Source organism: Kitasatospora sp. NPDC036755, assembly GCF_040636595.1.
Classification (GTDB): domain Bacteria; phylum Actinomycetota; class Actinomycetes; order Streptomycetales; family Streptomycetaceae; genus Kitasatospora.
On record NZ_JBEZUT010000007.1, the window covers coordinates 42,974 to 54,592 of the forward strand.

Sequence of the window (11,619 nt, forward strand, 5' to 3'; positions counted from 1 at the left end):
GTCAGACGGCGGCGGGGAGCTCGTCGAGGCCCTCGGAGACGAGCTTGGCCAGGCGGTCGAGGGCGTCGTCGGCGTTCTCGGCGTCGGAGGCGAGGATGACCTCGTCGCCGCCCTGGGCGCCCAGGCCGAGGAGGCCGAGCATGGAGGCGGCGTTGACCGGGTTGCCGCCCGGCTTGGCGATGGTGATCGGCACGCCGGTGGCCGTGACGGCCCGGACGAAGACGGAGGCGGGACGGGCGTGCAGGCCCTCGGCCCAACCGATGGTGACGCGGCGCTCAGCCATGAGACGTGCCTTTCCGGTGAAGCTGGTCACGGCCGTGCTCAGGGGGAGCGGGGGAAGCGGCCATGTTGTCTAGACCAGTGTTGCACGCAGGCGACCCCTGGGAACCGCCGCGTTCAGGACTTGTGATTGTTTCTTTTCGGGGCATAAACCCCGGTCGATCGCCCTGTCCACCCTGCCGTGAGCACGCGGCAGACGCCATTCGGCTCGCCGCCGGATAACCTGACGAATGTGGAAGACCCCGCGGTGGCGAGCCCCGAGCAACCCGACTATCCGCAGCACTGGGAAGCGGACATCCTGCTGCGTGACGGAGGTACGGCCCGGATCCGGCCGATCACGCCCGCCGACGCCGGACGGCTCGTGGAGTTCTACGAGCAGGTGTCGGACCAGTCCAAGTACTTCCGGTTCTTCGCCCCCTACCCGCGGCTCTCCGACAGGGACGTCCGCCGCTTCACCCACCACGACTTCGTGAACCGGGTCGGCCTCGCGGTGGTGGTCCGGGACCGCTTCATCGCCACCGTCCGCTACGACCGGATCGACGCCGAGGGCCGCCCTTCCGAAACCGGCACCGAGGCCGAGGTCGCCTTCCTGGTGCAGGACGCCCACCAGGGCCGCGGCGTGGCCTCCGCCCTGCTGGAGCACATCGCGGCGGTCGCGCAGGAGCGCGGCATCCGCCGCTTCCAGGCCGAGGTGCTGCCGGAGAACCGCAAGATGGTGAAGGTCTTCACCGACGCCGGCTACACCCAGCGCCGCAGCTTCGCCGACGGCGTGGTGCACCTGGAGTTCGACCTCGAACAGACCGACCGCTCGCTCGCCGTGATGCGCGCCCGCGAGCACCGCGCCGAGGCGCGCTCGGTGCAACGGCTGCTGACCCCGCGCTCGGTGGCGGTGATCGGGGTCTCCCGCACCCCGCAGACCGTCGGCCGGGCCATCCTGCGCGACCTGCTGGGGGACGACGCCCGGGACGACCGCCCGGTGTACGCGGTGAACCGCAACGCCGCGCCCGGCACCGAGCTGGACGGCGTCCCGGTCCACCGTTCGATTCTGGACATTCCCGGACCGGTGGACCTCGCGGTGATCGCCGTCCCCGAGGGCGCCGTCCCGGCCGCCGTCGCCGAGTGCGGCGCCCACGGGGTGCAGGGCCTGGTGGTGGTCACCGCCGGTTACGCGGAGACCGGTCCGGAGGGCCGGGACCGGCAGCGCGCCCTGGTCCGCCAGGCCCGCGCGGCCGGCATGCGGGTGATCGGCCCGAACGCCTTCGGCCTGATCAACACCGACCCGCAGCGCCCGCTGAACGCCTCGCTCGCCCCGCGGCTGCCCGGCCGCGGCGGCTTCGGGATCTTCTGCCAGTCCGGCGCGATCGGCGTGGCCCTGCTGGAGTCCGCCCACAAGCGGGGCCTCGGCGTCTCCTCGTTCGCCTCGGTCGGCAACCGCTCGGACGTCTCCGGGAACGACTTCCTCCAGTACTGGGCGGAGGACGAGGCGACCCAGGTGGTGCTGCTGTACCTGGAGTCCTTCGGCAACCCGCGCAAGTTCACCCGGATCGCCCGCCGGCTGGCCGCCGTCAAGCCGGTCGTGGTCGTCAAGGGCGCCCGGCACACCGGCAGCCTGCCGCCCGGCCACGCCGTCCCCGCCACCGCCACCGGCCTGCGCGACGCCACCGTGGACGCGCTGTTCGAACAGGCGGGCGTCACCCGGGTGTCGACCATCACCGAGCTGTACGACACCGGTGAGCTGCTGGCCCAACAGCCGCTGCCACCGGGGAACCGGGTGGCCGTGGTCGGCAACTCCGACTCGCTCGGCCTGCTCACCTACGACGCCCTGCTGAGCGCCGGCCTGCGCCCGTGCACACCCGTCGACCTCACCACCGCCGCGACCGGAGAGAACTTCCGGATCGCCCTGGACGTGGCGCTCTCCGACCCGGCCGTGGACGCGGTGATCGCCGTCGCGATCCCGCCGATCGGCACCTCCGCCCACGCCTTCATGGGCGGCCGGCTGACGGGTGAGGACGACCCCGCGATGGGCTCGGACGACCCGGAGATGGCCGCCGCCCTGCTCGACGCCGGTCTCCGCGCCCGGGAGCTGGGCAAGCCGCTGCTGCTCACCCACCTGGCACTGACCGACCTGCCGGCCCGGCTGCGCCCCGGCGGCATCCCCGCGTACGCCGCGCCCGAGCGGGCCGTGAACGCCCTCACCCACGCCGTGCACTACGCGCAGTGGCGCCGCGGCACGGCCGAGGCGGAGGAGACGGCGCGCGTCCCCGAGCTGGACCGGATCGACGAGCCCGGCGCCCGCCGGCTGGTGGAGGCGGCGCTGAGCACCCGGGCGGCGGTCGCCGCGCGCACCCAGCCCGGCGGCGCCCGGATCACCCTGCCCGAGGCCGAGGCGCAGGAGCTGCTGGCCCGCTACGGGATCGACGTCTCGCCGGTGATGCCGGCGCCGGACGAGCGGACGGCCGTCGAGGCGGCCACCGCGCTCGGCTACCCGGTGGCCCTCAAGGCGACCGCCCCGCACCTGCGCCACCGCCCCGACCTGGGCAGCGTCCGGCTGGACCTGCCGGACGAGGCGGTCCTGCGCCGTGCCCACCGGGAGCTGGACGCGCTGCTCGGCGGCGCCGCGCAGGCCGAACTGGTGGTCCAGCGGATGGCGCCGCGCGGCGTGGACACCGTGATCGCCGCGACGGTGGACCCGGCGGTCGGCGCGATCCTGTCCTTCGGGCTGGCCGGCGCACCGGCCGAACTGCTGGGCGACACGGCGCACCGGCTGGTTCCGGCCACCGACCAGGACGTCGCCGGGCTGATCCGGGAGGTGCGGGCGGCGCCGCTGCTGTTCGGCTGGCGCGGCGCCGAGGCGGTGGACACCGACGCGCTGGAGGAGCTGCTGCTGCGGGTGTCGCAACTGGTGGACGACGTTCCGGAGATCGCCTCGGTGGATCTCGAACCGGTGGTCGTGGCCCCGCACGGACTGGCGATCCTGGGGGCGCGGGTCCGGGTCGCACCCCTGCCGGTCCGCAGCGATCTGGGCCCGCGCGCCATGAGCACGCTGTAACCTTCCTTGGTTGCGCCCTGCCCGGGCGCTGTTGTCCGAAGCTCGGCGCCGCGCCGCCCGCTTCGTCGGCGGACCATGCCAGGATGGAGATATGGCGAAGACCGGTACCACCACCACTCAGGACCTGCGCTCGGCGATCGAGCGCAGCGGCTACTACCCGGCCCTGGTGTCCGAGGCGGTCGAGTCCGCGGTGGGCCCGGAGCCGATCAGCTCCTACCTGGTGCACCAGGAGACGACTTTCGACGCCAACGAGGTGCGCCGGCACGTGACGGTGCTGGTGCTCACCCCGACCCGGTTCGTGGTGAGCCACACCGACGAGCAGTCCGGGGCGGAGGGCAGCCCGGCGGTGCCGTTCGCGACGACCTCGACGGAGAGCGTCCGGCTGGACCGGATCGGCTCGGTCGTGGTCAGCCGGATGGTGGCGAACCCGGAGACGTACACCCCGGGCACCCTGCCGCGCGAGGTGGTGCTGACGATCGGCTGGGGCGCGGTGCAGCGCCTGGACCTGGAGCCGGCCGGCTGCTCGGACCCGAACTGCGAGGCCGACCACGGCTACACCGGTTCGGCGACGGCCGACGACCTCTCCCTGCGGGTGAGCGAGGCCGGTGACGGCCCGGAGACGGTGGCCCAGGCGCTGGTGTTCGCCCGGGCGCTGTCCGACGCGACGATCAGCAACAGCCCACGGGTCTGAGCTCCGCCGCTTCCGACCGACCGCACCGCTACGAATCCGGTTCCATGTCCTTCGTTCCTGCCGACGGCTACGACGCCTTCGAGATCCTTGACCCGGCCACGGCCCCCGCGCCTCCCTACGGCAGCGGCTCGCTGTCCGACCTGCTGCCCTCGGTGGCGGCGGGACTGGGCGTCCCCGGGTTCACCGCGACGCTCCCGATCGCCCCGGCGGACCGGGTGGTGGTGTTCCTGGTCGACGGCCTGGGCTGGGAGCTGCTGCTGCGCCACCCCGAGTACGCGCCGTTCCTGTCCTCGCTGGTGGGCAGTTCGATGGGCGGCAGCGGCCGTCCGCTGACCGCGGGTTTCCCGTCCACCACCGCGACCTCGCTGGCCTCGGTCGGCACCGGCACTCCGCCGGGCCTGCACGGCCTGGCCGGGTACACGGTGGCGGTGCCGGGCGCCGGGTACCTGATGAACCAGCTGCGCTGGCAGCCGCCGACGGAGCCGCACGCCTGGCAGCCGTACCCGACGGTGTTCGAGCGCGCCCACCAGGCCGGGGTGGCGACCGCGCAGGTCTCCTCCCCGCTGTTCGCCCAGACGCCGCTGACCAGGGTGGCGCTGTCCGGCGGCACCTTCCTCGGCCGCACCACCGGCGAGGAGCGGATGGACCTGGCGGCCTCCTGGCTGGCCGAGCACGACCGGGCGCTGGTGTACACCTACGTCAGCGAGCTGGACGGCGCGGGCCACCGCTTCGGGGTGGACTCGGACGAGTGGCGGATGACGCTGGACGCGGTGGACCGGCTGGCCCGCCGGCTGGCCTCGCAGCTGCCGCCGCGCTCGGCGATGTATGTCACGGCCGACCACGGCATGATCGACGTCGCTCCGGAGGACCGGATCGACTTCGACGAGGACTGGGAGCTGGGCGCCGGCGTCGCGCTGCTCGGCGGCGAGGGCCGGGCCCGGCACGTGTACGCGGTGCCGGGGGCCGCGGCCGACGTGCACACGGTCTGGAGCGAGGTGCTGGGCGACCGGATGTGGGTGGCCACCCGGGACCAGGCGATCGCGGCGGGCTGGTTCGGCCCGGCCGTGGACGAGCGGGTGTACGCCCGGATCGGCGACGTCGTCGCCGCGGCGCGCGACGACATCGCGATCGTGGCCTCCCGCAACGAGCCCGGCGAGTCCGCGATGATCGGTCTGCACGGTTCGATGACCCCGGTCGAGCAGTTCGTGCCGTTGCTCGAAGCCCGCGGCTGAGCCGCTCGCTCGGCTCTTCTGTGCCCGAACTCCCCTGATGTGAAAGGCCCTTGCTCCACCCATGGCTGAACTGGTGTTCTTCTCGGGCACGATGGACTGCGGCAAGTCGACGCTGGCGCTGCAGATGGACCACAACCACACCGCGCGCGGTCGGCAGGGCGTGATCCTCACCCGCAACGACCGGGCGGGCGCGGCGACGATCTCCAGCCGGCTGGGGCTGCGCGCCGACGCGGTCGAGGTGACGGACGACTTCGACTTCCACGCGCACGTGGTGCACCGGCTCTCGGCCGGCGGCCGGGTGGACTACCTGATCTGCGACGAGGCCCAGTTCTTCGCCGCCGAGCAGGTCGACCAGCTGGCCCGGGTGGTGGACGAACTGGACATCGACGTCTACACCTTCGGCATCACCACCGACTTCCGCACCCGGCTTTTCCCCGGCTCGCAGCGGCTGATCGAGCTGGCCGACCGGGTCGAGGTGCTCCAGGTCGAGGCGCTGTGCTGGTGCGGCGCGCGGGCCACCCACAACGCCCGGACGGTCGGCGGGGTGATGGTGGTGGAGGGCGCCCAGGTGGTGATCGGCGACATCTCGGTGGCCCGGGACGAGGTGGGCTACGAGGTGCTGTGCCGCCGCCACCACCGCCGCCGGATGACCGCCGCGACGGCGCGCGCCTCGGTGCTCTCCCCGGACGTGCTGCCCTTCGAGGAGCAGCAGGCCTGAGGGCCCGGTCGGCTCCGGGGCCGCACCTCAGGGTTTCAGTGCCGCCCTCCGGGCCCCGGGGCCGGGCCTCCGGAGCCTAGGGCAGCACCTCCAGGACGGAGAAGTGCCCGCCCTGCGGGTCGGCGAGCCGGGCGGCGCGGCCGCGGGCGGTGTCGTGCGGTTCGACCAGGACCCGGCCGCCGAGTTCGACGGCGTGCCGGGAGGTCAGCGCGGCGTCGCTGACCACGAAGTGGGTGCGCCAGCGCGGCGGGTGGCCGCGCAGTTCGGCGCGGTGCCGGATGCCGGCGACCGGCCGCCCCCGCACCAGCAGCGCGGTCTCGTCCGCGGCGGAGCGGACCGGGCGGTCGAGCACGGCGGAGTAGAAGGCGGCCGCGCCCTCCGCGTCGGGGGTGAGCAGTTCGGCCCAGGCCGGGGCGCCCGGTTCGCGGCCGGCCTCCCGGCCGAGGTGCTCCTCGCCCTGCCAGAGGCCGAAGACCGCGCCGGAGACGTCGGCGGCGATGGCCATCCGTCCGGCGCGCTCGGCCTGGAGGGGCCCGACGGCGACCGTCCCGCCGCACTCGCGGACCAGCTGGGCGGTGCGGTCGGCGTCGTCCACGGCGAAGTAGGTGGTCCACTGCACCGGGAAGCCGGTGGCGGTGGAGACGCCGAGGCCGGCCACCGGCTCCCCGTCGAGCTCGGCCCGGACGTAGTCGCCGAGCTGGCCGGGCCCCGGCGTGTACGTCCAGCCGAGCAGGGCGCCGTAGAAGGCGCGGGCGCCTGGCAGGTCGTCGGTCAGCAGGCTGACCCAGCAGGGCGTGCCCTGGGCCAGTCGGAGTTCCACCGCGGGCAATGCGGGCCTCCTCGTGGGTGGTTGGCGCACGGAAATCCTCGCGCCGCGAGGGTGATGCTTCCACCCTGGCGGGCGCCCAACCCTCGGGCCGCGCGGGAAATCCGGCAAAGACCCCACAAAGAGCGGCGGTTCGGGCGTGTCGCGACGGATTCCGTCGGTTTCCGCCGGTCGGACCGCGGTGGGGCCGGATGCCCTTCCTCCGGGGCCGTGCTGCGCGACAATGGCCGCCATGACCACCACCTACAACGACGGTTCCCCGCTGATCTCCGCGGAAGGCCTGCGGGAGGCGCTGGCCTCCGAGCTGCCGCCGGTGCTGCTGGACGTGCGCTACCAGCTGGTCGGTGCCGCGCCGGGCGGCCCGACCGCGGCCGAGGAGTACCGGGCCGGTCACCTGCCCGGTGCCCACTTCGTCGAGCTGGACCGGGACCTCGCGGCCGCGCCCGGGGCCCCGGGCCGGGGCGGGCGCCACCCGTTGCCGGACCCGGAGGAGTTCGGCGCGGCGATGCGCCGCTTCGGGGTGAGCGCCGGGCGCCCGGTCGTGGTGTACGACGGCGCCGCCTCGATGGCGGCGGCCCGGGCCTGGTGGCTGCTGCGCTGGGCCGGGCACCGGGACGTCCGGGTGCTGGACGGCGGCTTCGCGGCCTGGCGGGAGGCCGGGCTGCCGGTGACGGCCGAGCAACCGGAGCCGGGGGAGGGCGACTTCGAGCCGGTGCCGGGGCAGCTGCCGACGGTGGACGCGGACGGTGCCGCGGCCTGGGCGCGCGGCGGCCTGCTGCTGGACGCCCGGTCCGGGGAGCGCTACCGGGGCGAGACCGAGCCGGTGGATCCGCGGGCCGGGCACATCCCGGGCGCGGTCTCGGCGCCGACGGCCGGGAACGTGGGCCCGGACGGCCGGTTCCGGCCGGCCGCCGAGCTAGCTGCCCGGTTCCGGGAGCTGGGCGCGGGGGAGCGGGAGACGGCGGTGTACTGCGGCTCGGGCGTGACGGCGGCGCACCAGATCCTGGCGCTGGAGGTGGCGGGACTGCCGGCCGTGCTGTACCCGGGCTCGTGGAGCGAGTGGTCGAGCGACGAGGCGCGGCCGGTGGCGGTCACCGGACAGCCGGGCTGATCGCCGGGGTGCGCGGAAGGGGCGGGAGGCCCGGCCTCCCGCCCCTTCCGCGCACGGCGTTCGCTACTCCTGCTTCTTGCGCCGGCTGCCGAAGACGATCTCGTCCCAGCTGGGCACGGTGGCCCGGCGCCCGGGCCGGACGCCGTCGGCCTCGGCCTGCCGGTCGGTGGTGCCGACCAGGCGCTCGCGGTGCGGGGCGACGGCGCGCGGCATCAGGATGTCGGCGTAGGCGGAGCCCGCGCCGACCGCGGGGGCGGCGGCCGCCGCGGCGGACTCCTCGCCCTCCTCGGAGATCTCGGCGGGCACCGGCTCGACCGGGGCGGGGGCGCCGACGGCGAGGTCGCCGCGGAAGGCCGGGACCACGTCGAGCAGGCTGGTCAGCGAGTCCCGGGACTCGGCCGTGGCCTCCCGCGACTCGCGGACCTCGCGCGCCGACATGATGCGGTCGGCCGAGGGCCGGTCGATCATCGGGCGGGGCGGCCGGTCCTGGGGGAGCCGCGCGATCCGCGGGATGAACGGGAAGACCGACTCCTCCTCGCGCTCGACGTTCTCGCCGATCAGCGCGCGGGCCTCGTCGTCGTTGGGCTGGACCAGGCGCCGGGGCGGGTCGTACGTCCAGGAGGCGCTGCGGCCCTCGCCGTCGGCCCGGTAGGAGAGGATGACCTCCCAGGTGCCGTCGTCGCGCCGCCAGGAGTCCCAGCGCTCGGTGTCCTTCTCGGCGCCGCGCAGCGCGAGCCGCTCGGCCACGGCCTCGCCGAGCTGGGGGCCGGGGGACTCGCCGTTGCGGCGGATGGCGGTCTTGCGGGCGCGCTCGGCCATGAAGGCGCGTTCGGCGAGCACAGGGCCCTCGAAGCGGCGGACGCGGTCGACGGAGATCCCGGCGGCCTGGGCGACCTCCTCGGCGGAGGCACCGGCTCGTATCCGGGCCTGGATGTCCCGGGGGCGCAGGTGGCTCTCGACCTCGATCTCGATCTGGCCGAGGCGCGGCCGGTCGCCGCGGATGGCGGCGCGCAACCGCTCGTCGATGGGAAGGGTGTACTCCGTGCTGTCGGCAGCCTTGAGCACCAGCCGTGTGCCGTCGTTGCTGACGGCCACAACCCGCAGTTCGGGCACGGTTACCTCCCGGGTGGTGCCTGCCGACGTCACCTGCGTCGCTGCTCCCGTACTGAGTGTGGCCTGCCCACTCGCGACTGGCCACAACCTTGCTGAGTTCCCCGGCGTGTCGGGCTTACGCCCGTGCACGCCGCTGTGGCACGGTTGCCTTTTTGCCACGCCATCCGTCGACGTCGCGCCTGGGTGTCCCGGCCGTCCTCGCACGCGCAGTGAACGCGACGATCCGGGACGGGCGTCGCCGTGCGTGCCCGCTCCGTGGCTCCTCGTCAAGCTACCGGTGTAGACGTAGTCGACAAGTCGACCCAAGGCTCGGGCTTTACGAACAGTACTCCATTCGTGGCATCCAGAGGGGCGGCTCGCCGCTCAAGTCTCCCGCGATTCACGGGAATCTCAAGAGCGCGCTCCCCCGATGGCGGACCGCCGCCGGATGAACGGTGATCATCTTCACACAATCCGGGCGCCGAGAACCGCATTTTCGTCCCTTGTGTCCTTCTTTGGGCAAGATGGAGTCTCTTGTACGAAGAACAGTCGCGTGGACCAGAGGGATGTTGATGCCGGAGCGGAGCGCCGTCGAGGAGGGCGGAAAGGCCAAGGAGGAGCGCAGGCGCATCGATCTGAGTGTGGCTCAGGTCGCGGCGAGTGCGCTGGCCACGGTGGTGGGTGCGCTGTTGGCCTCCGAACTGGGCGTGTACGGCACGATCCTGGGCGCCGCGGTGGTGAGCATCGGGGCGACCACCGGCGGCGCGGTGTTCCAGCACATCTTCAAACGGACCGGCGAGCAGCTGCGCGAAGCGGTGGACCGGGGGCCGAACCAGACCGCCAACACCCTGCGCCAGGTGCCGGTGGAGGCCGAGCCGTCCGGGACGCGGACGCAGCCGCCGGTGATCACCTCGGAGTGGAACGAACCGCAGGTCGTCCGGGCGCGTCGGCGGTGGGGCTGGAAGACGTACGCGGCGGTGTCCGGGCTGGTCTTCGTGCTGGCGATGACGCCGATCCTGGCGTTCGAACTGGCCACCGGGCAGCCGGTGTCGGCGACGGTCAAGGGCGGCTCCGGCAACGGCACGTCCTTCGGCGGCTCGGTGACGCCCAAGTCCGCCCCGCCGAAGGACGCCCCGGCGGACCGGCCGTCGCCGGGCGGCAAGCAGGGGCAGGACACCGTGCCGTCCGGCGGGGCCTCGGCTCCGGCGACCACCCGGCCGAGCCGGGAGCCGGGCGGCACGCCGAGCACCGGTGCGGGGACGGCCTCGCCCTCGGCGGGCCCGAGCGTGACTCCGACGGCCGGCGCCTCCCCGACGGGCGGCGGCAAGCCCACCGGCGGGGCCTCCCCGCAGCCGCCGGCGCCGAACGACGCGACGGCGAACGAGCCCGCGAGGGAACAGGTGAAGGAACCGGCGAAGGTGCCGCCGGCCGACGGGACGTCCCAGGGGTAGACCCCAGGGCGTGTCTGACAATTCCCGCCGGGCGTGCGACGCCAATTGTCAGACACGCCCTAGGCGCAATGCCGGTGACTTTAAGTGGTGCTACGCGGGGTGATGGTGGGTGCTACGGGTTGTGGTGGTGGCCAGTTGCGGTGCTGGGCCCGTTTGAGGGGCCAGTTGGACATCTTGCGTTTGATGACGCGGGGGCAGGTCCGTTGACGACGCGGGGGTAGTAGCCGTTCGGTGATTTCGGCCAGGGTGCGGGTCAGCGCTCTGGCGAGTGTGCTGGGGGGAAAGCGCCGCCTGGGCGGGGACCTGGCGGCGCACGACCCGCAGGCTGCGGGTGAACGAGAGCCGGTCGACGTCCAGGCCCTCGTTCAGGGCGGCCTGGTGCATCAACTGCCGGATGGCGTGGTGGACGAGCAGGAGACCGTAGACCTCCTGCTCGACACCCCACGGGTACTTCGAGCGCAGGACGAGCCTGGGACCGCGCTGGTGGGTCTTGATCTCGTCCAGCGTGGTCTCGATCTCCCAGCGCTGGACGTAGAGCGCGGCCAGCTCGGCGGCCGGTGCCTCCTTCGGGTCGAGGAGGGTGGTGACCAGCCGGTAGACGACGGCCTCGCCGGTGGAGGCCAGGGTGTACTCGACGACCCGGACGGTCACCGGGTTGCGGCGGCTGCGGCGGTCGGGCTCGGCGTGGACGGTGCTGAGGTAGGAGCCGTCCGGCAGTGCCCGCACGACGGGCAGGTTCGCGCTCTTGCGGACCCGCCACAGCAGGTCCGCCCCGGTGGCACGAGCCTGCTGCCACAGCTCGAAGCCGTAGAAGCCCCGGTCGGCCAGCAGCAGCATCCCCGCTTCCAGGCGGGCGAACAGCCGCCGGGACAGCGTCTGCTCGCTGACCGACAGCGGACCCACCTCGGCGCCGAACACGGCGTGGGTGCCGCACTCGGCCAGCCCCACCACCCTGACCTGCGGGAAAGCACCCGCCCCGCGCCCGGTGCCCGGGCGACCGAAGAACACGTCGTTGGCCTCGGTATCCGCCAGGTCCAAGGTCGTGCCGTCCACCGCCACCACACGCCAGTCCCGGTACCAGGCGCCAGCGGTCTCGGGCACGGCCAGCGGGCGGCACACCCGCGCGAACAGCAACCGCAGCGGCTCGGGTCCCAGACGCCGTCGGGCCCG

Annotated in this window: 10 protein-coding genes; 6 read left to right on the forward strand and 4 right to left on the reverse strand. The window is 74.0% G+C overall.

The features are described 5' to 3' along the window. Position 1: 1 nt before the first annotated feature. Positions 2 to 283 carry an HPr family phosphocarrier protein gene (locus AB0E96_RS02355; RefSeq protein WP_359817494.1) on the reverse strand — a complete coding sequence of 94 codons (282 nt, stop codon included), beginning with the start codon at positions 281 to 283 and terminating at the stop codon, positions 2 to 4. A gap of 228 nt (positions 284 to 511) precedes the next feature. Between AB0E96_RS02355 and AB0E96_RS02360 the strand changes: the two genes are divergently transcribed. From AB0E96_RS02360 to AB0E96_RS02375, 4 genes are all read left to right on the forward strand, one after another. Continuing rightward, positions 512 to 3,328 (forward strand): GNAT family N-acetyltransferase, encoded by a 2,817-nt coding sequence (locus AB0E96_RS02360; RefSeq protein ID WP_359817496.1) that lies wholly within the window; start codon positions 512 to 514, stop codon positions 3,326 to 3,328. 91 nt (positions 3,329 to 3,419) lie between these two features. Continuing rightward, positions 3,420 to 4,019, forward strand: coding sequence for a DUF5998 family protein (locus tag AB0E96_RS02365; protein ID WP_359817498.1), 600 nt, complete (start codon positions 3,420 to 3,422; stop codon positions 4,017 to 4,019). Positions 4,020 to 4,063: 44 nt separating this feature from the next. Further along, on the forward strand, positions 4,064 to 5,251 hold the full coding sequence (locus AB0E96_RS02370) for a nucleotide pyrophosphatase/phosphodiesterase family protein (RefSeq protein ID WP_359817500.1): 1,188 nt from the start codon (positions 4,064 to 4,066) through the stop codon (positions 5,249 to 5,251). 61 nt (positions 5,252 to 5,312) lie between these two features. After that, complete coding sequence (locus tag AB0E96_RS02375; RefSeq protein WP_359817502.1) at positions 5,313 to 5,969, forward strand: thymidine kinase; 657 nt, start codon at positions 5,313 to 5,315, stop codon at positions 5,967 to 5,969. Positions 5,970 to 6,045: 76 nt separating this feature from the next. On the opposite strand, the gene AB0E96_RS02380 is transcribed toward AB0E96_RS02375, so the two are convergent. Then, positions 6,046 to 6,789 (reverse strand): VOC family protein, encoded by a 744-nt coding sequence (locus AB0E96_RS02380; RefSeq protein WP_359817519.1) that lies wholly within the window; start codon positions 6,787 to 6,789, stop codon positions 6,046 to 6,048. A 238-nt stretch (positions 6,790 to 7,027) separates the two neighbouring features. Between AB0E96_RS02380 and AB0E96_RS02385 the strand changes: the two genes are divergently transcribed. After that, positions 7,028 to 7,906 (forward strand): sulfurtransferase, encoded by an 879-nt coding sequence (locus AB0E96_RS02385; RefSeq protein ID WP_359817504.1) that lies wholly within the window; start codon positions 7,028 to 7,030, stop codon positions 7,904 to 7,906. Positions 7,907 to 7,969: 63 nt separating this feature from the next. On the opposite strand, the gene sepH is transcribed toward AB0E96_RS02385, so the two are convergent. After that, complete coding sequence (gene sepH, locus AB0E96_RS02390) at positions 7,970 to 9,052, reverse strand: septation protein SepH (RefSeq protein ID WP_359817505.1); 1,083 nt, start codon at positions 9,050 to 9,052, stop codon at positions 7,970 to 7,972. Positions 9,053 to 9,570: 518 nt separating this feature from the next. Between sepH and AB0E96_RS02395 the strand changes: the two genes are divergently transcribed. Beyond that, the gene (locus AB0E96_RS02395; RefSeq protein ID WP_359817507.1) at positions 9,571 to 10,449 is read left to right on the forward strand and encodes a hypothetical protein; all 879 of its coding nucleotides are present in this window, start codon (positions 9,571 to 9,573) and stop codon (positions 10,447 to 10,449) included. Between the two features lie 90 nt (positions 10,450 to 10,539). Here the strand turns inward: AB0E96_RS02395 and AB0E96_RS02400 are convergent. Further along, positions 10,540 to 11,619, reverse strand: a 1,080-nt coding sequence (locus tag AB0E96_RS02400) for an IS4 family transposase (RefSeq protein WP_359817509.1), incomplete at its 5' end; no start/stop codon positions are given.